Annotated in this window: 15 protein-coding genes; 13 read left to right on the forward strand and 2 right to left on the reverse strand. The window is 74.6% G+C overall.

What is annotated here, in order from left to right; translation table 11 throughout:
• The first annotated feature begins 121 nt into the window (after positions 1-121).
• The 5 genes from ACKUU6_RS08045 (at position 122) to ACKUU6_RS08065 (ending at position 10,705) form a co-directional block, all read left to right on the forward strand.
• Positions 122-2,593, forward strand: a complete 2,472-nt coding sequence (locus ACKUU6_RS08045; RefSeq protein WP_407987780.1) for a helix-turn-helix transcriptional regulator — start codon at positions 122-124, stop codon at positions 2,591-2,593.
• Between the two features lie 234 nt (positions 2,594-2,827).
• Entirely contained in the window at positions 2,828-3,808 is a 981-nt protein-coding gene (locus ACKUU6_RS08050; protein ID WP_407987781.1) for an AfsA-related hotdog domain-containing protein, read from the forward strand.
• Positions 3,809-3,964: 156 nt separating this feature from the next.
• Positions 3,965-6,619, forward strand: coding sequence for an AfsR/SARP family transcriptional regulator (locus ACKUU6_RS08055; RefSeq protein ID WP_407987782.1), 2,655 nt, complete (start codon positions 3,965-3,967; stop codon positions 6,617-6,619).
• Between the two features lie 115 nt (positions 6,620-6,734).
• The gene (locus ACKUU6_RS08060) at positions 6,735-8,957 is read left to right on the forward strand and encodes an ATP-binding protein (protein ID WP_407987783.1); all 2,223 of its coding nucleotides are present in this window, start codon (positions 6,735-6,737) and stop codon (positions 8,955-8,957) included.
• Positions 8,954-10,705: an AMP-binding protein gene (locus tag ACKUU6_RS08065; RefSeq protein ID WP_407987784.1), complete on the forward strand. Its 1,752-nt coding sequence runs from the start codon at positions 8,954-8,956 to the stop codon at positions 10,703-10,705. The genes ACKUU6_RS08060 and ACKUU6_RS08065 overlap by 4 nt, the downstream gene beginning before the upstream one ends.
• Positions 10,706-10,933: 228 nt before the next feature.
• Here ACKUU6_RS08065 and ACKUU6_RS08070 read toward each other — a convergent pair whose 3' ends face one another.
• Together ACKUU6_RS08070 and ACKUU6_RS08075 are read right to left on the reverse strand one after the other, a co-directional pair.
• Positions 10,934-11,890: a polyprenyl synthetase family protein gene (locus ACKUU6_RS08070; protein ID WP_407987785.1), complete on the reverse strand. Its 957-nt coding sequence runs from the start codon at positions 11,888-11,890 to the stop codon at positions 10,934-10,936.
• Between the two features lie 193 nt (positions 11,891-12,083).
• Positions 12,084-14,816, reverse strand: coding sequence for a helix-turn-helix transcriptional regulator (locus ACKUU6_RS08075; protein ID WP_407987786.1), 2,733 nt, complete (start codon positions 14,814-14,816; stop codon positions 12,084-12,086).
• Positions 14,817-15,065: 249 nt separating this feature from the next.
• Between ACKUU6_RS08075 and ACKUU6_RS08080 the strand changes: the two genes are divergently transcribed.
• From ACKUU6_RS08080 to ACKUU6_RS08115, 8 genes are read left to right on the forward strand one after another with little or no spacing between them, the layout of a single operon-like run.
• Positions 15,066-16,886 (forward strand): fatty acyl-AMP ligase, encoded by a 1,821-nt coding sequence (locus tag ACKUU6_RS08080; protein ID WP_407987787.1) that lies wholly within the window; start codon positions 15,066-15,068, stop codon positions 16,884-16,886.
• A complete protein-coding gene (locus ACKUU6_RS08085; protein WP_407987788.1) occupies positions 16,883-18,625 on the forward strand; it encodes an acyl-CoA dehydrogenase family protein in 1,743 nt (580 codons plus the stop codon). Before ACKUU6_RS08080 ends, ACKUU6_RS08085 begins: the two co-directional genes overlap by 4 nt.
• 28 nt (positions 18,626-18,653) lie before the next feature.
• Positions 18,654-18,977: an acyl carrier protein gene (locus tag ACKUU6_RS08090; RefSeq protein ID WP_407987789.1), complete on the forward strand. Its 324-nt coding sequence runs from the start codon at positions 18,654-18,656 to the stop codon at positions 18,975-18,977.
• Positions 18,977-21,943 carry a type I polyketide synthase gene (locus tag ACKUU6_RS08095; protein ID WP_407987790.1) on the forward strand — a complete coding sequence of 989 codons (2,967 nt, stop codon included), beginning with the start codon at positions 18,977-18,979 and terminating at the stop codon, positions 21,941-21,943. Before ACKUU6_RS08090 ends, ACKUU6_RS08095 begins: the two co-directional genes overlap by 1 nt.
• Positions 21,940-22,962, forward strand: a complete 1,023-nt coding sequence (locus ACKUU6_RS08100; protein WP_407987791.1) for a 3-oxoacyl-[acyl-carrier-protein] synthase III C-terminal domain-containing protein — start codon at positions 21,940-21,942, stop codon at positions 22,960-22,962. Before ACKUU6_RS08095 ends, ACKUU6_RS08100 begins: the two co-directional genes overlap by 4 nt.
• Positions 22,963-22,975: 13 nt before the next feature.
• Entirely contained in the window at positions 22,976-24,889 is a 1,914-nt protein-coding gene (locus ACKUU6_RS08105) for an HAD-IIIC family phosphatase (protein ID WP_407987792.1), read from the forward strand.
• The gene (locus ACKUU6_RS08110; RefSeq protein WP_407987793.1) at positions 24,873-25,112 is read left to right on the forward strand and encodes an acyl carrier protein; all 240 of its coding nucleotides are present in this window, start codon (positions 24,873-24,875) and stop codon (positions 25,110-25,112) included. Before ACKUU6_RS08105 ends, ACKUU6_RS08110 begins: the two co-directional genes overlap by 17 nt.
• Complete coding sequence (locus ACKUU6_RS08115) at positions 25,109-25,948, forward strand: 4'-phosphopantetheinyl transferase family protein (RefSeq protein WP_407987794.1); 840 nt, start codon at positions 25,109-25,111, stop codon at positions 25,946-25,948. The genes ACKUU6_RS08110 and ACKUU6_RS08115 overlap by 4 nt, the downstream gene beginning before the upstream one ends.
• Positions 25,949-25,970 lie beyond the last annotated feature (22 nt).

Here is a 25,970-nt window from a genome sequence, read left to right on the forward strand (position 1 = left end):
CCCACAGCGTGCCGCCGGACTCCCGAACAGCACCGATCTCTCAGGTCACTTGCTGCCACTCCGGTACCGGACAGCGTCGGGAGCTTGGCGTGTCAGGGGCTTCCCGGACAGGCTGCCTGCCATGACAACCGAACCGGACCGCGACGCCCTGGTGGGGCGACGGGGTGAACTGCAGCTGCTGGAAGAGGCCCTGCGCCTCACCCGCACCGCCGGGGCGGACGGCCGCGCCCGGATCGTCTCGATCGGCGGGGAACCCTGGATCGGGAAGACCCGGCTGCTGGCCGAACTGGCCGGCCTGGCGAGCTCGGAGGGCTGGCGGGTGGCCGTCGGCCGGGCGGGGCGGCGGACCGGGGCCGCCACCCCGTTCGAGCTGGTGGTGGATGCTCTGGACGATCAACTGGCTTCTGGTGATGTCGAGGTGCCGAACGCGTTGGCGGCCCGGCTGAGCCGGGTGTTCCCGGCTCTGGGCGGTGCTGGTGCCGCCGCCGAGGTCGAGACGCTGGACGAGTACTGGCTGATCCGGGCGGTCCGCAGCGTACTGGAACTGCTGGCCGACGGGCCAGGGCTGCTGCTGGTCCTGGACGACGCCCACCGGGCCGACCCGCTGACACTGGACCTGCTCGACCACCTGGTGCGACACCCGCCGAGGGGCAGGCTGCTGACCGTCCTGGCGCACCGCGACTCCCCCGCCGCGAACCGGCTCGCCGTACTGCGCGGCACCGGCATCGGACAGCCCTGGCAGCACCTGGAGTTGGGACCGCTGGCGGAGAGCGAGGCGGCCACACTGCTCGGGCCGGGGCTGGATCCGGTGGACCGTCAGGTGCTGCTGCGGCACGCGGCCGGGGTGCCCGGACTGCTCCGCGCCTGCGCCGGATCCGCTCCCGAACCGGTGGGCGCGTACGAGCTGGCGACGGCGCAGCCGACGCTCGGCGGCGGTCCGGTGGCGCTGGACTTCGGCCCGCTCTCCGACCCCGCCTGGCGCACCGCGTGGGCGGCGGCCACCCTTGGCGGCGCGGTCACCCCGCAGCCGGTGGCCGAGGTGGCCGGCCTGCCGCTACCCCAAGTGCTCGCCGCCATCGACGAGTTGCAGGAGGAGGCACTGCTGCGGACCGAGGCCGCCGGGCCCGGCCTCCGGTTCCGCCACCCGGTGGTCCGGGTGCTCCTACTGCGCGGCTGCCAGGTCGGCCGGCAGTACGGGGCGGGCGGGCGGGCGGTCTCGGCGCTGCGCCGGACCGGCGCCCCGACCGAGCTGCTGGCGGCCCACCTGGAGCGGATACCTTCGCCCGGGCCGACGGACCGTAAGCTTCTGCTGACGGCGGCCACCACCGGTCTGTACCGCGCCCCGGGTGCGACGGCCCGCCGACTGGCCGACGAACAGCCTTATCTGGCAAGTGAGTTGGCTCATGCGCTGACCTTGACCGGGCGGCCCGAGGAGGCGCTGGCGGCGTACGCCCGGGCCAGGGCGGCCATCGGCGGCCGGGTCGGGAAGGCATCGGCAGAGGCGGAGTGCTCGGCCCTGCGCGGACTGGGCCGCTGGTCAGCCGCCCGGGAGCTGCTGGCGAACGCCGAGGACGTCGAACTCGCCTGGGCCGCCCTGGCCCTGGAGGTCGGCGACCCGGTCGGCGGACGGACCGCCGCCCAGTGGGCCGAGCACGGGTACGTACGGGCCGTACAGGCGGGCGACGCCGCCGAGCAGACCCACGCGCTGGCACTGCTGGCCGCCGCGCACGCCGCCGACGAGCGCTTCGACGAGGCGGCGGAGGTGGCCGGAGCGGCGGCCGAACGGCTGGCGGGGCGGGAACTCCCCTTGCACCGGCTGGAGTCGGTGCGCTGGCTGACCGACGCCGAGCTCTACCTCGGGCGGCGGCACCGGGCCGAGGCTCTACTCGGCCGGGCCCTCGACGCGGTGCTCGACTCCGGGCAGTGGCAACTGCTCGGCCGGACGTCACTCGGTCTGTCCAGGGCCAGGTGGGAGGCCGGGGATCTGGCGGGAGCGGCCGATCGGGCGGTGCTCGCGGTGGCCGCCGGGCGCCGGTTCGGCAGCCCGCCACTGGTGGTGGACGCCCTGCTGTGGCACAGCAGGATCAGGCTCGCCGCGCAGGACGTTCCCGGCGCCCAGCAGGCCGCGGCCGCCGCCGGGCGGGAGGCGGCGGCCCTCGGCCGGCCCTGGCAGCGCCGGGTCGAGGAGACGCTGCGGGCCCTCGGCGCCGTACCCGCCGCCGAAGCCCTCCCGGCCGGACGACCGCCGGGGTCGGGGCGCGCCAGGCCCACGAACGCGCAGCTCCTGGAAGCCGCGCTCGCCGAGACCGATCCCGAGCCGCCCGAGCTGGCCGGGCTGGCCGGGCTCAGCAGGCGGGAGGTGCAGGTCGCGCTGCTGGTGAGCGAGGGCTGCACCAACCAGCAGATAGCCGGGCGGATGGGCGTGAGCACGAAGACCGTGGAGACGTACCTGAGCCGGATCTTCCGCAAGCTCGGCATCGTCTCCCGGGCGCAGGTCGCCCACCTGGTCGGACTGGACGGGCGGCTGCGCCGCCCCTCCGGACCGGGCGGCCCTGCTCCACGGATCGGGGGCAACCCGTGGAGCGGGCCGTAGGTCGGAGCGCATCGGGAGGGGGATCAACCTGGGCGCTGCCGACGGACTCCACTGTGCCGACGGCCCCCTGGATACCGCTAAAGCACCGCTGAGGCGCTGACCGGCAGTTCTGGCCAGTCAACTTGCTGCCACCGTGCCGTGCTGGCCCCGAACCGGCCCTGCCGGAGACGCTGGCGGACGGGCGGTCGGCAGCCGACCCGGTCGGAGTACGGTGCCGCACGCAGAGGAGGACGCATGAGGGGCGAGAGCGCCGCCACAGCGGAGTTGGGCACGGGCCACGACATCCGGCACCTGATCCACTGCCCGCCGTCCTGGGACCACTACCTGCTCGACGCGCCGAGCAACGGCGAGGAACGCTTCGTGCTGGCCGGTGAGGTCCCGCTCAGGCACCCGCTGTTCAACGACGGGTCCGGCCACTTCCACGACCACCAGCTGACCACCGAGGCGATCCGGGAGATCGGCGAGTTCGTCGGCCACCAGTACTTCGGGGTGCCCGCCCGACGCCGGGGCCTGTTCTACCGGTTCAGCCTGGAGCTGACCGATCTGGCGGCCTGGCGGGCGGAGTCCCGACCGGCCCGGATGACCACCGACATCCGGGCCACCCCGGCCAACACGGTGCACGGCGTGCCGCGCGGCCTCGACTTCCAGCTGTCCGTCCAGATCGAGGACGTGCCGTGCGCCACCGGCAGCGCGGCCCTGGTCTTCGTCCCGCCGGTGCTGCACCGCAGCCATCAGGAACACAGCAGTTGGGCGGTCCGGGCCACGCCGGAGCTGGCCGACGAGCCGACCGGACCGGCCTGGCCGGTACCGGCCGCCACGGTCGGCCGGACGGTGTCGCAGAACGTGGTGATCAGCGAACCGACCGAGGGCTCCCGGGGGCAGTTCAGCACCTGGGTGCTGCCCCGGCCCGACCACCCGGTGCTGGGCGGCGGACCGCACGTCTCCGGCACCCTGCTGCTCGAATCGCTGCGCCAGGCCTCGCTGTTGGCCGCCTCCCGGACCTTCGGGCTGACACCCGCACGGTCCACCCTGGCCGCCACCGACATCCACGTCAGTGGCTACGCCGAGACCGATCTGCCGCTGCGCTGCGCGGTGCTGCCGGGCCGGCTCGGCCGGGACGCGGCCGGACGGCCCGCCGTGCCGGTCACGCTGACCCTGACCCAGCACCGGCGGGCCGTGGCCGAGGCCCGCACCACCGTCGTCCAGGACTTCTGACCGACCAGCACCTCTCCGACCAACCCTGGCCAGGCCGTCGGAGAACCCACCGACACCAGGACCGGCCACGGGGGCGGACGTGAGCGAGCACAACGAGCGGACCAACGGGAGAGCTGCGTCGTGCCGGGCACGCGCCGGGCGGAACGGGGCGCGGGCATGAGCGGACTGAGGTTCAGGATCCTGGGACCACTGGAGATCGAGGGGGCGGCCGGGCCCGGCGTCTCGTACACGCCGGGCGCGGCGAAGGTCCGGGGGGTCCTGGGCGCGCTGCTGGTCAACGCGAACGGGACGGTCTCGGTCGACAGCCTGATCGACGAGCTCTGGCAGGACGACCCGCCGCGCACCGCGACCACCACGCTCCAGGTGTACGTCTCCCAACTGCGCAAGATCTTCCGTCGCGCCGCCCCCGAGAACGGCACGCCCGTGCTGCTCACCCAGCCCCGGGGCTACCGGATCAGGATCGATGCCGACCAGCTCGACCTGACCACCTTCGAGGGTCTCTACCAGCGCGGCCGGGAGGCGCTGGAGGCGGGCGACCACGCCTCCGCCGCCGAACTGCAGGGCCGGGCCCTCGCGCTCTGGCGCGGGCCGCTGCTCGGCGACACCCCGCACGGACCGCTGCTGGACGCCGCCTCGGCCCGGCTGCTGGAGGCCAGGACCGCCGCCCTGGAGCAGCGCATCCTGGCCGACCTCCAGCTCGGCCGGCACCGCGATCTGATTCCCGAACTCCGTTCGCTGGTCGAGGAGTTCCCGCTGCGGGAGGAGCTGCACGGCCAGCTGATGCTGGCGCTGTACCGGGCCGGCCGGCAGGCCGAGGCGCTCCGCGCGTACGGTGCACTGCGCCGCACCCTGGTGAACGAGCTGGGGATCGAGCCGGGCGCCCAGGTGCAGCTGCTGCACCAGCGCATCCTGGCCGGCGACCGGCAGCTCGCCTCGCCCGAGCCGACCGGCCCGGCGCTCCGGCTCCCCCGGCCGACCGAGCCGGCGGTGGTGCACGGGCTGCCGCCCGCCGACCCGGCGTTCACCGGCCGGGAGGACGAACTGGCCGAGGTCGACCGACTGTTGCGCTCGGCCCCACCGGGGGCATTCGTGGCGCTGGCCGGCCAGCCCGGCGTCGGCAAGACCGCGCTCGCGGTGGCCGCCGCCCACCGCAGCGCCGACGCCTTCCCGCACGGGCAGCTCTTCCTCGACCTCCGACCCGAACCCGGTCGGCGGCTCGAACCCGCCGCAGCCATCTCGGCCCTGCTGCGCCGCGCGGGCGCCCCGGTGCCGGCCGGCGGCGATCCGGACGACCTGGCCGAGGCGCTGCAGCAACTGCTCGCCGGTCGCCGCCTGTTGCTCGTGCTGGACAACGTCAGCTCGGAGGCCCAGCTGCGCCCACTGCTGCCCACCTCGGCGGGCAGCGGCGCGATCGTCACCGGCCGCCGACTGCCCGCCGGGCTGGAAGGGGTGCGGCCACTGGTCCTGGACGTGCTCGACCCGCGCGCGGCCCTGGCCGTGTTCGAGGCGGCCGCCGGGCCTGTCCGGGCGGCCGAGAACCCGGCCGCCGTGGCAGAACTGCTGGAACTCTGCAGCGGGTTGCCGCTGGCCATCCGAGTTGGCACGGCGCAACTGAACGCCCGGCCGCACTGGTCCGCCGAGTCACTGGCCGACCGGCTGCGGGACCGGCGTTCCCGGCTGTCCGAGCTCAGGATCGGCGGCCTGGACGTCAGGGAACGGCTGCTCGCCGCCTACCAGGAGGCCGACCCGGGCGAGCGACGGACCTTCCGGCTGCTCGCCCTGCTCCCCGACCACTTCGAACCGTGGGCGGTGAGCGCCGTCCTCGGCCTCGACCCGCACGACCGGCGCACCCCGGTCGGCACCGCCCGCCTGCTGGACGCCCTGGCCGACGACCACCTGGTCTCCGCCGACCACGACGGCTCCCGGCCGGGCCGGTACCGGCTGCCCGAGCTGCTCCGGCTGCTGGCCGCCGAACGGCTGGCCGAGGAGGAGGGCGAGGACACCGTCCGGGCGGCCACCCGACGGCTGTGCGACGCTTACGTCCGGGTCGCCGAGGAGGCCGACGCCGAGCTGTTCCCCCGCCAGGTCGGCGGCCGGATCACCCGGACGAGCGGCGGTGACGCACCGTCGGACTGGTTCGCCCGCGAACTCGGGCCGCTCAGCCAGGTGGTCAGGCAGGCGTACCTGGCGGGCCTCTGGGAGCAGACCGTACGGCTGACCACGGCCCTCACCGGCCACCTGGAGTCGCACGCCCGGTGGCGGGCCTGGGAGCAGACCCACACCCTGGCCCTGGACGCCGCCCGGCAGCTCGGGGACCGCTCCGGCGAGGCCCGGCTGCTCGGCTCGCTCGGCGACCTGGCCTGGCAGCACCGGCGGACGGCCGAGGCGCGGGACCACTACGAGGCAGCCCGGCGGGTGGCGGAGGACTGCGGCGACCAGCTCGCCCGCTGCCGGGCGCTGGTCGGGCTGGCCGACCTCTGGCTGGACGCCGACGAGGTGGCGGAGGCCGTCACCCTGCTCGCGGCCGCGCTCGCGGCCCTACCGCCCGGCCTGCCGCGCGAGCGCTACCACGTCCTGCGGGCGCTGGCGTTGACCGCCCTGCTGGCGGAGGGGGCGACCCCGGCCCACTCCAGGTTCACCGAGTGCCTGGAGATCGCCCAGACCCTGCGGGACCGCCGCCTGGAGGCCCACGCCAGACGCGCCCTCCGGCGGCTGCACGACCCGGACGGCGATCCGGCCGACTGCCTGGAGATCCGCCCCGGGGTCTGGCGGCTGCGCAGCCCGGCACCGCTCAGTCCGGCGCTGGTCTGAGTTCGGGCCGGCCTGCCCGCGCGCCGGTCCGATCTCGCGCCGTTTCGAGCTCGCTTCAGCGGGCCTTAAGCCGGTGCGGCCAGTCTGGAGGGTGGACTTCGGACAGGGGGCGACGATGACGGTCTCGCAGGTGGCGGCTGGGACGTGGCAGACCGTCGAGCTGGTCGGACGCGAGTGGGAACGGCTGACGCTGGTGGGGCGGTTGCGCGACCCGTCGGTCCGGCTGCTGACTCTCACCGGCCCGGGCGGAGTGGGGAAGAGCAGGCTGGTGCGGGCCGTCCTGCCGGAGTTGGCGGAGCTGTTCGGCGCGCCCTCGTACGCGGACCTGAGTGAGGCCGGCTCCCCTGCGGAGGCAGCGGCCGCAGCCGTACGGGCGGCGGGCTCCGGGGGTGACCGGCGGCTGCTGGTACTGGACGGCTGCGACCACCACGGGGAGGCGCTCGCCACCGCCGTCGCCGTACTGCTGCACCGGGACGAGAGCTTGGTGGTGCTGGCGACCGGGCAGCAGCCGCTGCGGGTCTACGGTGAGCGGCTCCTTCCGGTGCCACCGCTGCCCGTTCCTGCTCCGGGTGACGATCCTGCGGAGCTGAGTGAGGTCGCCTCGGTCGAGCTGTTCGTCCGCCGGGCTCGCGAGGCCGACCCGGAGTTCGCGCTGACGGCCGAGAACGGTCGGGCGGTCGCCGAGCTCTGCGGGCTGCTCGAAGGGCTGCCGCTGGCGCTCGAGTTGGCCGCCGGGCAGCTGCGGCTGCACTCGCCGTACGACCTGCTGGACCGGCTGCGCCGCCGGGGGGTCACGCTCGGCGGCGGCCCGTTCGACGCTCCCGAGCGGCACCGGTCGCTGGCCGCGCTGGCCGCCTGGAGCTGCCGTGAGCTGGAGCCGACGCCGTGGGCTCTCCTCGAACAACTCGCTTGCTACCCAGGCGGGTTCACCGCCACCACGGCCGAGCGGATCGCACCCGCCGACGGTGTCCTGGACCTGCTGCTCGACCGGGGCCTGGTGGCCCGGCTGCCCGCCCCGCCGGGGCAGTCCCGGCTCACCGTGCCGGAGCCGGTCCGCTCGTACGCCAGGGCCGCGCTGGCCGACGGCGGCCGGGAGCAGGCCGCGCTGGACCGGCGGACGGAGGAGTGCCGACGGCTGCTGGCCGCCGCCGAACCCCGGCTGGCCGGAGCCGAGCAGAGCCGCTGGCTGGACACCGTCCAGGCCGAACACGTTAACGTGATAGCGACGTTGGACCGGCTGCGGGAGCGGGGCGAGCCGGAGGCCACGGCCGCCGTACTGCTCGCCTGCCGGCTGCCCTGGCTGGCCCGGGGTCATCTGCGCGAGGGGCTGGCCAGGGCCGACCGGGCGGCCGGGGAGGCGGTGCCCGAGCCGGTCCGGGCCCGGCTGCTCGACCTGGCCGGCGGCTTCGCATCCGCGCTCGGCGACCCGGTTGGGGCGGTGCGCCGGCAGCGGGCTGCGCTGGCGCTGGCCCGACCGCTGGGCGACCGCCGGCTGAACGGCCTGCTGGCGGCCCGACTCGGCGCCGCCCTGCGCCGCCTGGACGACCCGGCCGGAGCGGAGCAGGCCCTCGGTCCCGCGCTGGAGACGCTGGAGTCGCTCGGCGCCGCCGGGGCGGCCGTCGAGGCCGGGACCGAACTGGCCCGGGTGCTGCTCGACCGGGGGGAACGGCCACGGGCGGCCGGACTGATCGACCGGACGGTGGCGGCGGCCCGGCGGATCGGTGACGGCCGGGCGCTGGCCGGAGCGCTGGCCGTGCTGGCCCGTACCGTTGAGGACCCGGCGGCCGTCGGACAGGCGCTGCGGGAGTGCCTGCGGCTCTACGGGGCGGTCGGCGAGCGGACCGAACTTCCTTCCGTACTTGAGGAGTTCGCGTTCCATCTGCTGCGCGCCGCCCCTGTCCAGCAGCCGCGCGCCGCCGCGCTGCTGGCCGCCGCCGGGACGCTGCGGGACGGGCTCGGCGCCGAGCCGGACGGGCGGCGTCGGGCCGAGCTGGAGGACGCACTGAACGGTCTGCGCGACCGGCTACGGCCGCACGGCTTCGCGGTCGCCCGGGCCGAGGGCCGACGGCTCTCACCGGCCGCGGCGGTCGCCGAGGCGCTGGCCGCTCCGGACCTGTCCCGGCGGGCCGCCGAACCCGGACCGGCGGGCGGACAGCCCCTGACCGCACGTCAGTTGCAGGTCGCGATGCTGGTCGCGGAGGGGCTGACGAACCGGCAGATCGCTGCCCGGCTCGCGCTCTCCGAGTGGACCGTGGTCAACCACGTCCGCCAGGTGATGCGCCGGCTGGGCTGCGCCTCCCGGGTCCAGGTCGCCTGGTCGATCGGCCGCTGGTCATGAACCCTTCCGGCACGGACCCCGAGCACTACCGGAGCACCGGGCCGGCCGCACTGTTCGCCGCCGCCGCCGCCCCGCCGGCCGGGACGGCGGCCCGGTACCGGACGGCCGGGTGGTGGCGCGACGAGACCTTCCTGCACGACCTGTACCGGACCGCGGCCCGCGACCCCCACCGGCCCGCGATCGTCGCACACCGCGCGCACCGACCGTCCGGCCGGCGGATCGTCACCCTCGACTACGGTCAACTGGCCAGGTACGTCGACCGGTTCGCCGGGGCGCTGCGATCCCTCGGCCTCGGCCCGGGCGACCCCGTGGCCTTCCAGCTGCCCAGCTGGTGGGAGACCTCCGCACTGGTGCTGGCCTGTCTGCGGATCGGCGCGGTCGCGGTGCCCGTACTGCCCACCCTGCGAGCACACGGCCTGGAACGGGTGCTCGGCGACCTACGGGTCAGGATCTGCGTGGTACCGGACCAGTGGGACGGCTTCGGCCACGCCGAAGCGCTGGCCGAACTGGCCGACCGGCTTCCGTGGTTGCGCCACCGGGTGGTGATCGGTGACGCCGCCGCGACCGGCGCGGTGGACTTCGCCGAGTACTTCCTCCGCACCCCGCACGAACAACTCCCCTCCACCGTCAGCCGGTTCCGCGCCGATCCGGACCGGACGGCGCTGGCGGTCACCGTGATGGGGCTGGGCGACAGCTACACCTCGGCCCTGCACTCCCCCAACACCCTTTACGCGGGCCTGCGTTCGCAGCAGCGGTCGCCCGGCCTCGGCCCGGAGCCGGGCGAGGTGATCTACTCGGCGCTGCCGCTGACCTCGCTGGCCTCGCTGCTGTTCACCGTGTACTGGCCGCCCGCGATCGGCGGCACGGCGGTGTTCCAGGACGTCTGGGACCCGGACAGCTGCCTCGACCTGCTGGAGCAGGCCGGGGTCACCCGGGCGTACGCGGCCCCGGTGTACTGGGCCGAGGTGCTGGCCGCGCAGCGGCGTACGCCACGGCACCCGGCGGCCCTGCGGCTGATCCTGTCCGGCGGGCGGACCGGCACCCCCGCCGGGCTGCTGGCCGAACTGCCCGGCGCGCTCGGCGCACCGGCGGCCGGGGTCTGGGGTTCGCCCGAGGTGGGCCTCGGCACGGTGGCGAGGGGCGAGACCCCGGCCGAACGCAGCGCCGAGAGCGACGGCCGCCCGCTGCCCGGCCTGGAGCTCTCGCCACTCTCGGAGCTGCCCCGGCCCCCGGGCGCCCCGGCCGTCGAACGGCTCCGGGTGCGCGGCCCGTCGGTCTGCCTGGCCTGCTGGCCGCACAGCGCCGACGACCTCCGGCTGCCCTGGGAGGAGGACGACGGCTGGCTGGACACCGGGGACCTGGCCCGGGCCGACGGGCTCGGCGGTGTCCAGGTGGTGGAGTGGGCCGGCCACCGGACCGGTGCGATCTTCCTCGTTCCGGTGGCCGAGCTGGAGGACGGGCTGCTGGCGCACCCGGCCGTGAGTGAGGCCGCCGTGGTCGGCTACCCGGACCACGAGCACGGCGAGTTGACCTGCGCGGTGGTCGTCCCGGCGGCCGGAGCCGACCCTCCCGCGCTGCCGGAACTGCGCCGGCACCTGACGGCCCGTGGGGTGGCCGAAGCCTTCCTGCCCACCCGGCTGGAACTGGCGGGCTCACTCCCCCGCGACGCCCACGGCGCCCTACGGGCCGACGCCCTCCGCACCTGGCTCGACCGCCCCCGCCCGGGCGCACCCCGCCCCCCGACCTGAGCCGGCACCACCAGGGGCTCGGGCGCTGCGCTCCGGGCATCAGCCGTCAGGGGCTCGGGGAACTGCGATGCCGGCCCCGGAACAGGTGATCCGTGCGTACGTGGTCAGGCACTTTCACAGTGACCCGAACGCCAGATCCCCTCGCCCGGGCGGCGGAGCCGCCCAAGAGCAGAGCCCCGAGCCCCTGGACCGCAGATGCTCGGGCGCCTGCCCATCGCGCAGCTCCGCTCACCAAGCCCCCGCGAGCGCCAACCGACCCGCGAGGCTGACCAGTTCGCGGTGCCACCCAGGCCGTAGCGGGGCCTCCGCGAGGGCTCGGTCGGCCTCGTCGACCAGTCGCATGACGAGGTCCTCGGTGCGGTCCTTCTCCTCCCGGCCGAGCAGGATCTCGCAGAGCATCCGGGCGTGCCAGTCACTCGCCGTCCCGCTGTCCAGGAACCCGCGCAGCCGCCAGGCCGCGTGCAGCCGCCCCGCGTAGTCGCGGTACTCGTCCGCCAGGTCCGGCCGCCCGGCCAGCGCGGCGCCGAGCAGCAGCGGCTCCCGGACCGCGTACCAGCCCGCCGCGCAGCCCGGGGTGCAGCCCTCCAGGCAGCCCAGCGGCCAGGGATCGTCCAGGTACTCGGTCCTGCTGGCCGCCTCGGCGTGCGCTCCGAGCACCCGGGCGATCCGCAGTTCGTCCCAGACCGCCCGGGCGTCGGCCGGGAGCCCGGCCACCAGGCGGTCGGCGTAGGCCACCGCAAGGTCGCCGGCCAGCGTGGCGGTGGCCTCGCCGAACCGGCGGGACTCGCCGCGCCAGCCGTTGCGCTCGTGCTCGGCGGCGTGGCCGACGTGCGGGGTCGGGATGCCCCGCCGGAGCGGGACGTTGTCGCGTACGTCGCCACGGATCAGGTGGCAGGTGTCGAGCAGCTCCAGGGCCGCCGCCACGTCGACCACCTGGGAGCCGGCCGGGCTGCCGCCGGCCGCCAGGTAGCCGGTCAGCAGCAGGGTGGCCCTGGTCCGGTCACCGCCCGAGGTGACCTGGTCGGCCAGTGCCCGGATCGGGGTGACTGCCCGTGGGTCGGCTCCCCGGGTGGCGGAGTGCTCGGCGGCCAGCAGGCCGCGCAGCCGTTCCTCCACCCGGTCCAGCATGCGGGCCCTGAGCAGTTCGGGCACGGCCGGGTCGGACAGCTGGAACGGCGTTGCCATGGTGTGCCTCCCTGGATCGGCTCGGGTCTGTCACCGAGCCTCTCGAACGGGCGGCCCGCCCACAATGCGATCCGGCCCCGGAGGACACACTTCCCCGGTTCCGGCCCGGGAATCGTCCCATCTCGGCCATGTTTGGCATGGACAGGTAATTCTCTTGCCATCCTCTTGTCACGTCCGGCTCCCTGACGGTCCGTCACGCGTGCTCGGCGGCTCCGAGCAGGTGCAGGTCCACCGGCAACTGCTGCCGACGGGTGATGTTCAGCTTCCGGTAGACCCGGGTGAGGTGCTGCTCGACCGTGCTGATCGTGATGTAGAGCTTCATCGCGATCTCCCGGTTGGTGTGCCCGTGCACCGCGAGCATCGCCACCCGCTTCTCCGACTCGCTGAGCCGGGCGTCGAGTTCGGCGTAACCGACGTCGGTACGGCCGCCCTCCGGTGCGCCGGGCGTCGCGGTGTGGCCGGGCAGGATCCGCTCGCGCAGGGCGTGCGCCCCGCACTCGTCGGCCAGGTGCCAGGCCCGTCGGTTCACCATGTTGGCCCGGTTGCTGTCGCCGGTCTCCTTCAGCACCTGCCCGAAGTCGGCCATCGCCAGCACCAGTTCGTACGTGTCGCCGACCGTCCGCAGCTCGTCCACCGCGCGGGCGAGCAGCGCCTGCCGCTCCTTGGGCTCGCTCAGGGCCGCCTTCAGCCGGAGCGAGATGCCGTGCACCCACGGGTGCGCGGCGTCCCTGGAGGCGAGCTGGTCCGCGACGAAGCGGGCCGCCTGGTGCGCCTCACCGAGCTGGATCAGCGCCTCGGCGGCCCCGATCCGCCACGGCAGCAGCAGCGGCCGGTCCAGACCCCACCGGCGCATGGTGCGGCCGATCTGCAGGAAGTCGCCGAGCGCGGCATGGAAGCGGTTGGTGGCCAGGTGGTACTGGCCCCGCGCGCGCAGGTGGGCCAGCCCCTGGAAGCTGCCCGCCAGCCCGTCCGGCAGCGGCCTGGCCAGCTCCCGGGCCGCCGCGTCGTGCCGGCCCTGGGCGGTGCAGGCCCGGATCAGGGTGGCCGAGACACCGGCCGCGAAGACGCTGCCGCCACGCTCGGGCAGCAGGTCCATCGCGGCCGCCGCCCGGCTCTCCGCCCCGGTCAGGTCGCCCTGCCGGAGCAGCACCTCGGCGCCCAGTGCGGTGAACGCCGCCTGCCAGCCGGGGGCACCGGCCCGGATCGCCGCCTCGGTGTACAGGTGGCACCAGGGCATCGCCCGGGCGGGGCCCTCGGTGAGCAGCAGCGCCCGGACGGCCTGGCCGATCGGGGCCACGGTGGCCTCGGAGAGCGTCGCACCGCGCAGGAACAGCTCGGCGGCCGCCCCTGACGAACCGTCGACGGCGTACTCGGGGATGGTCCACAGCGTGGTCGGCGAACCCGCCCTGACCGGCCTCGGCACCGTGCCGGGCTCGGTCGGCGGGGCGGCGGCCCAGCGCGGGAAGGCGGACAGGCCGTCCAGCGGGTCGGCCCAACGACCGCCCTGCGCGGGCCTGCCGGCACCGTCCCGGGCGGCGCCCTCGGCCTGGTCCTGGCCCGTGATCCGCTCCAGCACCTCGGCGGCCTCGTCGATCCGGCCCTGGGCGGCCAGCAGCCTGGCCAGCGCGGCGAGCCGGGCGGGCGCGAGCGCACCGGCCCGCAGCAGCTCCAGCGGACCCGCCAGGTGCCGTTCGGCGGCGCCCGGGTCGGAGCGCGCGGCGATCGCGGCCAGCATCGTGCGGAACTGGGCGCGCTGTCCGTCGTCGGCACCGCTCCGGTCGGCCAGCTCCAGGCAGGCGGAAGCCCGTTCGGCCAGGCCGTCGGCCAGCAGCTGTTCGGCCGCCTCGTGCAGCACCGGCACCGCCCAGGGCAGGTCGGTGCGGTCGGCGGCGAGCAGCTGGGCGGCCACCGAGGAGGCCGCCACCCCGTTCCGGTGGGCGAGTTCGGCGGCCCGCCGGTGCAGTTCGGCGCGCGCGGTGTCGTCCGTCCACTCCAGGACGGCGGCGCGGGCGGCGGGATAGCGGAACCGGGCGCCGTCCAGGATGCCGGCCGCGCTGAGTGCCTGGACGCCGCGGTTGACGGTGGCCGGCGGCAGGTCGAGCAGCCGGGCGGCCCGCTCGGCGGTGGCCAGGTCGTCCAGTACGGCCAGCACCTCGGCGAGTTCGCGCACGGCCGGGCCGCACCGGTAGAGGCAGGTGAGGACCGCCTGCGCGTACGCGCCGCCGACCTCGGGCTCCTCCGCCCCGGTGACCCGGTGCTCCTCGACCATCGCCCGCAGCAGCAGCGGGTTGCCGCCGGTGGCTTCGGCGAACCGTCCGGCCAGCCGCTCGGCCGTGTCCGGGCCGAGCTGCTCGGACACCAACCGGGCCACCGCCGCCGCGTTCAGCCGCTCCAGCCGGATCCGCTGGAAGTTCGGGCGGCGGAGCAGCTCGGTGCCGAACACCGGGTCGTCGCCGCGCTCGTGCACCGACTCGGTGAGCACCAGCAGGATGCGCGCCCAGCGGGTGCTGCGGGCCAGGTGCAGCAGGTAGGCGCAGGACTGGTCGTCGGCGTGGTGCACGTCGTCCACCACGATCACCACGGGTGCCAGGGTGGCGAGTTGTCCGGCCGCAGCCGAGAACGCCTGCATCGCACCGACGTGACCGCTGCCCGGCTCCCCCGTGAGCTCGGGCAGTGCGCCGGGCGGTGTGCAGGCGGTCAACTGGCGCAGGATGCCGAGCGGGATATCGCGTTCCGCGGCCGAACCGAGGGCGCGCAGCACGGTGGCCCCGGCGGCCTCGGCCCGGTCCGCGACGGCGTCGGCGAGTTCGCTCTTCCCGCAGCCCACCGCCCCTTCGATCAGGACGATCCCGGCCTGGCCGGCAGCGGTGCCGGCCAGTGCTGAATCCATTGCGGCGAGTTCTTCTTCACGGTCGATCAGCTTCATTGGATCCCCCGTTTTCCCGCATGACAAACAGCGCCGAGAATTCGGCCGAACGGCGGGAATGTAGTCAACTTCGAACCGGAATCCAGTCTAAGCACGGCGAAGGCCCCGGCCCGGTGACCGGAAGTTGCACGGCAACAACTCCCACCCGCGCAAGCGGGCCTTTAGCTGTCGACCGGATGATCTGACGGTATGTCGGGCCCGTCGTCCGGGCCCCGCCGAAGCGTCCACAGTTGATGCGAGGGGATTCCCATGTCTGGCTTCGACACCTTCACCGATCTTGTCCGCGCGCGCACCGCCACCCTGGCCGACCAGGACGTCCACGTCTTCCTGCACGACAGCGCGGAGGGTGCCAAGGCCGACCGGCTGACCTACGGCGAGCTGGACCGCGAGGCCCGACGGATCGCCTCACTGCTCCAACTGCAGCGCGCCGAGGGCGAACCCGTCCTGCTGCTCTACTCCTCCACCACCGAGTTCCTGAAGGCGTTCGTGGCCTGCCTCTACGCCGGGGCGGTGGCCGTACCGGTACCGCTGCCCGGTGGTGAGGGCCGGGGCAGGCGGATCGACCGTACCTCGGCGGTGATCCAGGACACCGGCGCCCGGCTGGTGCTGACCGAGACGGCCAGCGCGCCCGACATCGCGCTCTGGCTGTCCAGGACCGGCCGGCGCAACGTGGCCTGCCTGGCCAGCGATGTCCCCGGGCTCGGCGACGCCGACGCCTGGCGCGAGCGCCGCAGCGGGCCCGAGGACCTGGCCTTCCTGCAGTACACCTCGGGTTCGGTGTCTGACCCGCGCGGCGTGATGGTCTCGCACCGCAACCTGCTGGCCAACCAGACCGCCCTGCAGAACGTGTTCCGGACCACCTCCGAGGACCGCTTCGGCGGCTGGCTGCCGCACTTCCACGACATGGGCTTCATCGCCCACCTACTGCACCCGCTCTTCCTGGGCAGCCTGTCGGTCCAGATGTCGCCCACCTCCTTCGTCCGCCGCCCGGCCCGCTGGCTGCAGGCGATCGACGAGTACCGGGTGACCGCGGGCGGCGGCCCCAACTTCTGCTACGACCTCTGCCTGCGCCGGGTCACCGACCAGCAGATCGCCGAACTCGACCTCTCGCACTGGCGGTTGGCGCTGAACGGCGCCGAGCCGGTGCGGGCCGACACGCTCCGGGCGTTCGCCGAGCGGTTCGCCCCGGCCGGGCTGCGGGCCGAGGCGCTGTACCCGTGCTACGGGCTGGCTGAGGCCACCCTGGTGGTCTCCGGTGGTGTCCCGCTCACCCCGTTCGCCGAACTGCCGGTAGACGCGGCGGCGTTGGAGCTGGACCAGGTGGCCGAGCCGGTGGCCGGCCAGCCGAGCCGGACGCTGGTGAGCAGCGGTCAGGTGCTCGACTACGACCTGCGGATCGTCGAGCCGGTGGTCGGTCTGGAGCTGCCCGAGGGTGCGGTCGGCGAGATCTGGCTGCGCGGCGACAGCGTGGCGCAGGGCTACTGGCGGCGCCCGGCGGAGACCGAGTCGGTCTTCCGGGCCGGTCTCGAGAACGGTGAGCGCGGCTTCCTGCGCACCGGCGACCTCGGCTTCCTGCACCAGGGCGAGCTCTACATCACCGGACGCAGCAAGGAAGTGATCATCCTCAACGGCCGCAACATCTACCCGCAGGACGTCGAGTGGGCGACCCGCGGTCTCAGCCCGGCGCTCGGCGGCGGGGTCGGTGCGGCCTTCTCGGTGGACATCGAGCGCGAGCAGCTGGTGGTCGTCCAGGAGCTCCGGGCCTCGCGCGGCGGCCTGCCCGCGGGTCTCGACCTGCGGGCGCTGGTACGGGAGATCCAGACCGAGCTGAGCCGCGAGTTCAGCATCCCGGTCGGCAACGTGCTGCTGGTCCGCCCGGGCGCCGTCCGCCGCACCACCAGCGGGAAGGTGCAGCGGAACCTGATGCGCAAGCTCTTCCTGGACAGTGAACTGCGCGGTGACATCGAGGTGTTGGACCCGGCGGTCCGGGCCAGGGTACGGGCCACCGACGCGCTGCTGGGCGAGGACCTGTTGGAGGCCGAACCGGCCGGACAGGGCCGTCCGTGGTGAGCGCAGGCACCCTGGCCGGGGTCGCCGAGGACACCGCCGAGGCCAGGATCGCGGCGCTGGAGGAGCTGCTCGGCGACCCGACAGAGCCGGGCAACCCGACGGGTTACGGCGCCCTGCTGACCGCCGACCGGACGGCGGTGCCGTTCGCGGCCGGGGAGGAGCTGCTCGACCGGGCGGCCCTGAACGCCGAGTACGTACCGGTCCGCCTCGGCGGCCGGCTGGACTCGTTGGAGACCCTGGTGCGGGTGATGCGCCCGGTGTTCCGCCGGGACGTCGGGCTCGGCATGGGCTACGGGATGCACACCTTCATGGCCGCGTCCGACGTCTGGCTGGCCGGCACCGAGGAGCAGCAGCGTTGGTTGGCGGACCGGCTGCTCGGGGGTGCGAAGGCGGCGATCGCCCAGCACCAGACGGCGCACAGCAACGACTACGTCCGCAGCGGGGTGACCGCCCGTACCCAGGGTGAAACCTTCCTGCTCAGCGGCAAGAAGCCAATGATCAACAACCTGGACCGGGCGGCCGCCCTGGTGCTGTTCTGCGAGACCGACCGGACCGGCGGCAGCCGCAGCCAGTCCGTCCTGCTGCTGGACCCGACCCGGCTGCCCGCCGGGAAGGCCACCATCGGGCCCCGCCGCCTCGCGGTCGGACTGCGCGGCTGCCGGTGGACGGGCGTCGAGTTCCTCGGCTGCCCGGTCCCGGCGAGTGCGCTGCTCGGTCCGGTCGGCGGTGGCGTCACGCTGGCGCTGCGATCCTTCCAGATCAGCCGGACGGTGATCGCGGCGGCGGCGCTCGCCGCGGTGGACACCAGCCTGCGCACGGCCGTCCAGTTCGACCACGACCGGGGCGCCGAGCACGCCGAGTCGTCCTGGCTGGACCCGGTCCGCACCGACCGGGCGATGACCGGGGCCTTCGTCAACCTGCTGCTGTTCGACAGCCTTTCGGTCGCCGCGACCCGCGCGCTGCACCTGCTGCCCGAGCAGACCAGCGTGTACTCGGCAGCCCTGAAGTACCTGATGCCCCGGGTGCTCAACGACACAATGCACGACCTTTCGATCGTGCTCGGCGCCCGGGTCTACACCAGGGACGGCAACCTGGGGATCTTCCAGAAGCACGTCAGGGACGTGCCTGTGCTCAGCCTCGGCCACGCGGGGACGGTCGCATGCCAGGCGACCGTCATCCCGCAGCTGCCCCGGCTGGCCACCCGGTCCTGGCTGGTCGAACCGGAGGCGCCCGCCGCTCTGTTCCACCTCGGCGGCGAGCTGCCGCCGCTGCGCAACGAGGCGCTCAGCCTGGCGAGCGGGCAGGACAGCCTGTGCGGCTCGCTGGTCGCCATCGCCGCGCAGATCGGCGGCCGGACCCCGGTCGAGCGGGCACTGCGCACCCTGGCCGGTCAGCTCACCGAGGAGCTGGCGGACCTCCGCCAACGGGTGCTGGCACTCGACCCGGCCGAACGCACCTCGCCCAGCGGCGCGGCCTGCTTCGCCCTGGTCGACCGGTACGCGCTGCTGCTCGCGGCGGCCGCCGTGCTCGGGGTCTGGTGGCACAACCGGGACGGCGCCGACCCGTTCCTGGCCGACCCGAGCTGGGCGGCGGCGGCACTGCACCGGCTGGCCCGGCGGCTCGGCACCCAGGTCGCCGACCTGCCGCCGGAGTGCGAGACCCGGCTGCTGCACGAGGTGCAACTGCGGTTCAGCGACCGGCGCAGCTACGACCTGTACAACACGCCCCTGCCCGGCTGACCGGCCGCAGACCCGAAGGAGACCTGCCATGACCACCCCCGCCACCTGGCAGACGGCCGACCCCGCCACCGCGGCCCGCGACTGGCTGCTGGAGCGCGTCGCGCTCTACCAGCACCGCGACCCGCTCACCATCGACCCCACCGTCCCGCTGGCCGAGTACGGCCTGGACTCGGTCGGTGCGCTGAGCCTCTGTGGTGACCTGGAGGACGAGTTCGGGCTGCTGGTCGAGCCCACCCTGCTCTGGGACCACCCGACCCTGGACAGCCTGGTCGGCTACCTCACGGTGGCCGTCCCGGCCGCTGCCGCGCGCGGCCGGGCCGGGGCGCCCCAGTCCCCGGAGGACCGGTTCTGATGGACGGGATCGCGATCGTCGGCCTGGACTGCGCCTTCCCCGGCGCCCCGGACGCCGAGGCGTACTGGGACCTGCTGATGCGCGGCGGCGAGAGCGTCGGCGAGGTGCCGTCGCAGCGCTGGGTGGCCGACGAACTCCCGGACGCCGTACCGGAGTCGGCGCGGGCCGGGATCAGCAGGGGCGGCTTCGTCGCGGGCGCGGACGCCTTCGACAACGACTTCTTCGCGCTCTCACCGCGTGAGGCGGCCGCGATGGACCCGCAGCAGCGGCTGCTGCTGCAGTGCGCCTGGCGGGCCGTGGAGGACTCCGGGCAGGCCCCGGGCGCGCTGGCCGGCACCGACACCGGCGTGTTCATCGGCGTGATGGGCGGCGAGTGGGGCCGGCTCCGGATGGGCGACCCGTCGCGGGTCACCCCGCAGCTGGGTGCGGGCAGCGCCGCCGGGATGACCGCCAACCGGATCTCCTACCACCTCAACCTGACCGGCCCCAGCCTGGCGGTGGACACCGCCTGCTCCTCCTCGCTGGTCGCGGTGCATCTGGCCGCCAACGCGCTGCTGGCCGGCGAGTGCGACACCGCGCTGGCCGGCGGGGTCAACCTGGTGCTCACCCCCGCCCTCGGTCTGATGTACAGCCAGCTCGGGCTCGGCTCCCCGGACGGGCGGTGCAAGCCGTTCAGCGCGGACGCCGACGGGATCGGCCGCAGCGACGGGCTCGGCCTGGTGGTGCTGCGCCGGCTCGAGGACGCGGTCGCCGACGGCCAGCGGATCTACGCGGTGATCAAGGGCTCGGCGGTCAACCAGGACGGCCGCAGCAACGGCGTCACCGCGCCCAACCGGTGGTCCCAGCAGAAGGTGCTGGAGGCCGCCTACCGCCGGGCCGGGGTGACCGCCGACCGGATCACCTTCGTCGAGGCGCACGGCACCGGCACGGCGCTCGGCGACGCGATCGAGTGCGCGGCGCTCGGCGGGGTGCACGCGGTACCGCGGGAGAAGACCTGCGCGGTCGGCTCGGTGAAGGGCAACATCGGGCACACCGAGGGCGCGGCCGGGATCGCCGGACTGATCAAGGTGGCGCTGGCGCTGCACCACCGGATTGTCCCCGCCAGCCGGCACGCCGGCCGGGAGAACGCCCAACTCCGGCTCGCCGAGCGGGGTCTGCGGCTGCTCAAGTCACCGATGCGGCTGCCGTCCGGGGAGATCCTGGCCGGCGTGAGCAGCATCGGCATGGGCGGCACCAACGCCCACATGGTGCTGGCCGGCCCGCCCCGCACCCCGCGCCGGGCCGCCCGCCCGGCCGGGGAGACCGAGCCGGTCGGCGTCTTCACCGTCACCGGTGACACCCCGGACGCGCTCCGCCGCAACCTGGCCGACCAGGCCGAGGCGTTCGCCCGGCGGCCGCGCGGCGGGGCCGCCTCACTCGGTTTCAGCAGCAACCGGGTGAAGACCGGGCTGCCGTACCGCTTCGCGGTCGCCGCCCGCGACACCACCGAACTCGCCGAACGGCTGCGGCAGGCCGCCGCGCACGGCATCGACGCAAGCACCCCCGCACACCGCTCCTGGACCAGGCCGGTGGTGGCCTTCGTCTACACCGGCCAGGGCGGCGCCTACCCGGCGATGACCGCCGGGCTGTACCGGGACTCGGCCGCCTACCGGCACTTCCTGGGCGAGGCGGACGCCGCGCTCACCCGCCACACCGGCCGCTCCACCCGGGAGTTGATCCTGCGCGGCGACGACGCGGACTACGACCCGAGCGACGCGCAGGCCGCACTGTTCGCGGTCGGCTACGCGCTGACCCGTACCCTCGGCGAGCTCGGCGTCCAGCCCGCCGCCGTGCTCGGGCACAGCCTGGGCGAGTATGCGGCCGCGGTCGCGGCCGGGGCACTCGACCTGCCGCAGGCCGCCGAACTGGTGGCCGCGCGTGCCCGGTTGATGCGCAACCTGCCGGCCGGCGGCGGCATGCTCGCGGTCGGCGCCGGTCCTGAGGCGCTGGCCGGGCTGCTGGCGGCCGAACCCACGCTCGCCCTGGCGGCGGTCAACTCCCCTGCCGACACGGTGATCTCCGGACCGCTGGACGCGCTGGACCGGGCCGCCGCCCGGCTGGCCGGCCACGCTCTGCGGACCCGACGCCTGGACGTCACCCGGGCCTTCCACTCCCCGCTGATGACCCCGGTGGCGACCGGCCTGCGCGCACTGGCCGACGGCCTGCGGCCCGCCGCGCCCCGGCTGCCGATGGCCTCCACCCGCTACGGCCGGCTGCTGCACGACGAGCCGCTGGACGCCGCGTACTGGGCCGGACAGACCACCGAACCCGTCCTGTTCGGCGCCGCGTTGACCGCGCTGTCCACCGAGGTCGCGCCGACCCACCTGGTGGAGATCGGCCCGAGGCCCACCCTGCTCCCGCTCGCCCGCCGGGCCGGGCTCGCGCCGGGCACCGAGCACCTGCACCCGGTGCCCGGCCCCGAGGCGGACGGCCGGGCGCTGGCCGAGCTGGTCGCCACGCTCTACCGGGCCGGGCTCGACCCGGTCTGGGAGGGGCTGTACCCCGCCGAGTACCGCACGGTCGAGCGGCTGCGGCCGTACGTGTTCTCCGGCGAGAACCGGTACTGGATCCGCCGGGAGGACCGGGCCACCGCCCCGGCACCGGTGGAGCGGCCGGCCGGCCAGGCGGCGCCGACCCGGGCACCCCAGCCAGCCGCTGTGACCGAGACGGCCGACCCGGTGCTGGCCGCGGTGATCGGGGCCGTGGTCACCGTCGGCCTGTACCAGCCGGACCGGATCGTGCCCGCGACCCGCTTCTACGAGGACCTGGGGTTCGACTCCGTGATGATCATGCAGCTCAAGGACGTGGTGCAGGAGGCCCTGCCGCACCTCGGCGAGGTCTCCATCCGCCAACTGCTGCCCGCCCTGCGCACGGTGGGCTCGCTGGCCGACCTGCTGCGAGACCTGGCCCTGGCGAGGGTGTCATGACCGGAGCCGCCACTGCCCACCTCGCCTCGGTCGGCACCGCGCTGCCCGGGGACCCGGTGGACAACGCCGTGCTCGGCAAGCTGCTCGCCGTCAGCGAGGAGTGGATCGACATCTTCCTCGGCACCAGGTCGCGCTACTTCAGCCGCGACCTCGGCACCGGCGAGGTCCGCTGGTCGCTGGCCGACCTCTGTGCGCAGGCGGCCGCCGAGGCGCTGGAGTCGGCCGCCCTGGAGGCACCGGACATCGAGTTCCTGATCCTCTCCACCACCACCCCCGACACCCTGCTGCCGACCACCGCCAGCCAGGTGGCCGACCGGCTCGGGCTCGACTACCTGCCGGTCTACCAGCTCCAGGCCGGCTGCTCCGGCGCCGTCCAGGCGCTCGACCTGGGCCGGACCCTGATCGCCTCCGGCCGCCGGGCCGGGCTGGTGATCGGAGGCGACGTGACCCATCGTCACCTGGCCTTCGGCCGCGAGCCGGCCCGGATCCCGACCGACGAGCTGGTCAACTACCTGCTGTTCGGCGACGGCGCGGGCGCCGCCGTGCTGACCGCCGAACCGCTCGGCGAGCGGATCGCCGTCCGGGGGGTGCTGAACAGCCTGACCGGTCTGGGCCGCCCGCCGGGCCAGACCGTCGACTGGTACGGGCTGACCGACCGCGACCAGGACCGGCCGCTGCTGCGCGAGGACTACAAGGCGATCGAGGAGCAGGTCCCGGTGATGGCCGTGGAGATCTTCTGGGAGCTGCTGGAACAGGTCGGCTGGCAGGTCGAGGACCTCGACCACCTGCTGCCCCCGCAGCTCTCCGAGCGGATGACCACCCGGATCGTGGAGCGGCTGGCCGTGCCCGGCGTGCACGAGGTCAGCTGCGTGGGCGAGACCGGGAACACCGGGAACGCCCTGCCCTTTCTACAACTTGCCCGGCTGCTTCCCGACATGACCTCAGGTCAGCGTGCGTTGGCGGTGACCGTGGAGTCGAGCAAGTGGATCAAAGCGGGCTTCGCCCTGGAGAAGGTCTGAGAGGCGGCCGGAGATGACCACCACACCACTGGAGCAGCTGCGCGGGCTGCGGGCCGCCGGGGAGCTGGCCGCGGCCTACCCCCGGGTGCCCGGCCTGCTGGCCGAGCTGCTGGACGAGGCCGGGCCGGACGACCGGGATGCCCTGCTCGGCCGGGCCGGCCGGCTGCTCGCCGGGCTCGACCTGGACGAGGTGCTGCACCACCACCCGGCCACCCAGGTGGTCGCCGTCGCGATCACCGGCCAGTCCACCGTGGCCGGTCTGGTCGATCCGCTCACCGCCGAACTCGCCCGGCACGGGCTGCTGTTGCGTCCGCTGATCGGTGACCACGGCGGCTGGCTGCACGACCTCACCGACCCGCGCGGCCAGCTGCTGCCGGAGCGGCCCGATCTGTCGCTCTGCCTGCTGGACGCCGAGACAGTGTTCGCCGAACTGCCTTCGCCCTGGCGGGTGGAGGACCTGGCCGAGGCCGCCGAGCGGGTGCTGGAGCGGCTTGCCTGGGTGGCCGCCGAGCACCAGCGGATCGCCCCCGGCCTCCTGGTGCTGAACACCCTGCCGCTGCTCCGCCGACACACCGGACAGCTGGTCGACCACGCCTCCCGGGCCCGACTCGGCGCCGTCTGGCGGGAGTTCAACGCCCGGCTGCTGCGGCTGACCGAGCGGCACCGCTCGCTGGTGGTGCTCGACCTGGACCCGCTGACCGCCGCCACCGGTCCGGTCGAGGACGCCCGGCTCGCCTGTTACGCCCAAGTCCGTTACACCGCACCGGTGCTGGCCGGCTACGCCCGCGAGGTCGGCCACCTGACCAGGTCGCTGACCGGGCTGACCCGCAAGTGCCTGGTGCTGGACCTGGACAACACGCTCTGGGACGGCGTGCTCGGCGAGGACGGACCGGACGGCATCGCGGCCGCAGGCACCCTGCGCGGGGAGGCCTTCGGCGCCTTCCAGCGAACCGTCCGCCAGCTCGCCTCGCAGGGCGTGCTGCTCGCGGTGAGCAGCAAGAACGACCAGGGGCCGGTACTGGAGACGCTCCGCTCGCACCCCGATCTGCTGCTGCGCGAGCCGGACTTCGCCGCGGTGCGAGCCGACTGGCTGCCGAAGGACGGCAATCTGGCTGACATCGCAAGGCAGTTGGGGATCGGCACCGACGCGCTGGTGTTCGCCGACGACTCGCCCGGTGAGCGCGCCCAGGTCCGGTTCGGCCTGCCCGAGGTCGCCGTGCTGCCACTGGACGGCGAACCCGCGCTGCACGGCGAACGGCTACTGGCGGACGGCTGGTTCGACGTGCTGAGGCTGACCGAGGAGGACCGGGCCAGACCGGAGCAGTACCGGCTGGAGGGCGAGCGGCACCGGCTGCGCGAGGGCAGCGGCTCGCACGCCGAGTTCCTGCACCGGCTCGGCGTCAGCGTGCGACTCGGCCCGCCCGAGCCGCACGAGTACGCGCGACTGGTCCAACTGACCCAGCGCACCAACCAGTTCAACCTGACCGGGCTGCGGCTCCAGCCGGGCGACCCGGCCGCCGTGGCCGAGGACGCCGGGCGGCTGCTGCTGGCGATCCGGGCCGCCGACCGGTTCGGCGGCAACGGCCTGGTCGGCGCCGTGCTCGGCCGGCACACCCCGGACGGGCTGCTGCTGGAGAACGTCTGGCTGAGCTGCCGGGTGCTGACCCGGGGCGTCGAACAGGCTGCTCTGGCTGCCCTGTTGGCGGAGAGCCGGGCGGCGGGGATCCCTGCCGTGCACGCCCGCTTCACGCCGACGGCCAAGAACCACCGCGCGGAACTCTTCTACCCGGAGCTCGGGTTCACCGAGACCGCGCGGTCCGAGGACGGGGTGCTCTTCCGCCACGGCCTCGAATCCGTACCGGCACCCCCTCTACATGTCCACGTCACACTTGATCTAGGATGGCCGTCAGATGCCTGGGCCCGATAGCCTCGCCGGATTCCTCCGTCTGGTCCGTACGGAACTCGGCCTGGAGCTGACCGACCAGGACGCGGAGACCGAGCTGGCAGTGCTGCCTGGCTGGGACTCGATGAACCTGCTCAGACTCGTCACCCTGCTGGAGTCCGGCACCGGGCGCCGGCTCCCCGTCCCCACCGTCCTGGCGGCCCGAAACCTCCGGGAGATCTATGCAGTCCTGGAGGAAGCAGCATGACCCGCCCCGGAGCCACCCCTACCGGGCCACCGCTCGGCGACCCCGTCCAGGTCGCCGGTGACAGCACCTGGGACCTGGTCCGGGCCGACCTGGCCCGGCACGGGACCGCCCTGGTCTACGCCGAACTCGGCGACCTACAGCCCGAGCTGCCCGCCGCGCACGAACTGCGCGCGGTGCTCGGCCGCGACTGGTCCCGCTACCTGGACCTCGCCCACCCCTCGGTCCGCGACCGGTACGCCGCCTCCCGGGTCCTGCTCAAGCGAGCGGGCGCGGCGGTGCTGCGCGCCGACCCGGACACCCTGGAACTCGGCTACGGGCCGACCGGGCGGCCGTACCTGCGCGGCTGCGACCAGGTGGACATCAGCCTGAGCCACACCGACGACCTGCTGCTGGTCGGCCTCACCACCCGGGGCCTGATCGGGGTCGACGCCGAACGGGCCGACCGGCCGATGTACGGCCGCGGCCTTGGCCGGCACGTCTGCACGCCGTACGAACTGGTGTCACTGGCCTCACTGCCCGAGCAGGAACGCAATCCGAGCCTGGTCCGGCTCTGGACCCTCAAGGAGGCATACAGCAAGGCGATCGGGCAGGGCATGCAGTTCAGCTTCACCGAGTTCGGCTTCGGCCCGGACGGCAAGCCGGTCCGGGTGCACCGGCCCGACGGCAGCCCGGGCACCGGGGCGGAGTGGGCGTTCCGGACCTTCCTGCTGGGCAACGGCTACCGGATCAGCGCCGCCGTCTACGACGCCGGGTTCGGCGAGCTGGACGACGCCGAGCTGGTCAGCATGCTGGACCAGGACACGGTCGAGGCGATCACCGACGCGCTCGGTGACTGACCGACGGGCGGTTGACGCCGGG

It is taken from the genome of Kitasatospora sp. CMC57, assembly GCF_045866025.2.
Lineage (GTDB): Bacteria > Actinomycetota > Actinomycetes > Streptomycetales > Streptomycetaceae > Kitasatospora.

Coding starts and splice junctions, on each gene's coding strand:
- ACKUU6_RS08045 (WP_407987780.1), top strand. CDS start 122: ATGACAACCGAACCGGACCGCGACGCCCTGGTGGGGCGACGGGGTGAA.
- ACKUU6_RS08065 (WP_407987784.1), top strand. CDS start 8,954: ATGAACCCTTCCGGCACGGACCCCGAGCACTACCGGAGCACCGGGCCG.
- ACKUU6_RS08110 (WP_407987793.1), top strand. CDS start 24,873: ATGCCTGGGCCCGATAGCCTCGCCGGATTCCTCCGTCTGGTCCGTACG.
- ACKUU6_RS08100 (WP_407987791.1), top strand. CDS start 21,940: ATGACCGGAGCCGCCACTGCCCACCTCGCCTCGGTCGGCACCGCGCTG.
- ACKUU6_RS08115 (WP_407987794.1), top strand. CDS start 25,109: ATGACCCGCCCCGGAGCCACCCCTACCGGGCCACCGCTCGGCGACCCC.
- ACKUU6_RS08050 (WP_407987781.1), top strand. CDS start 2,828: ATGAGGGGCGAGAGCGCCGCCACAGCGGAGTTGGGCACGGGCCACGAC.
- ACKUU6_RS08105 (WP_407987792.1), top strand. CDS start 22,976: ATGACCACCACACCACTGGAGCAGCTGCGCGGGCTGCGGGCCGCCGGG.
- ACKUU6_RS08080 (WP_407987787.1), top strand. CDS start 15,066: ATGTCTGGCTTCGACACCTTCACCGATCTTGTCCGCGCGCGCACCGCC.
- ACKUU6_RS08075 (WP_407987786.1), bottom strand. CDS start 14,816: ATGAAGCTGATCGACCGTGAAGAAGAACTCGCCGCAATGGATTCAGCA.
- ACKUU6_RS08095 (WP_407987790.1), top strand. CDS start 18,977: ATGGACGGGATCGCGATCGTCGGCCTGGACTGCGCCTTCCCCGGCGCC.
- ACKUU6_RS08090 (WP_407987789.1), top strand. CDS start 18,654: ATGACCACCCCCGCCACCTGGCAGACGGCCGACCCCGCCACCGCGGCC.
- ACKUU6_RS08055 (WP_407987782.1), top strand. CDS start 3,965: ATGAGCGGACTGAGGTTCAGGATCCTGGGACCACTGGAGATCGAGGGG.
- ACKUU6_RS08060 (WP_407987783.1), top strand. CDS start 6,735: ATGACGGTCTCGCAGGTGGCGGCTGGGACGTGGCAGACCGTCGAGCTG.
- ACKUU6_RS08070 (WP_407987785.1), bottom strand. CDS start 11,890: ATGGCAACGCCGTTCCAGCTGTCCGACCCGGCCGTGCCCGAACTGCTC.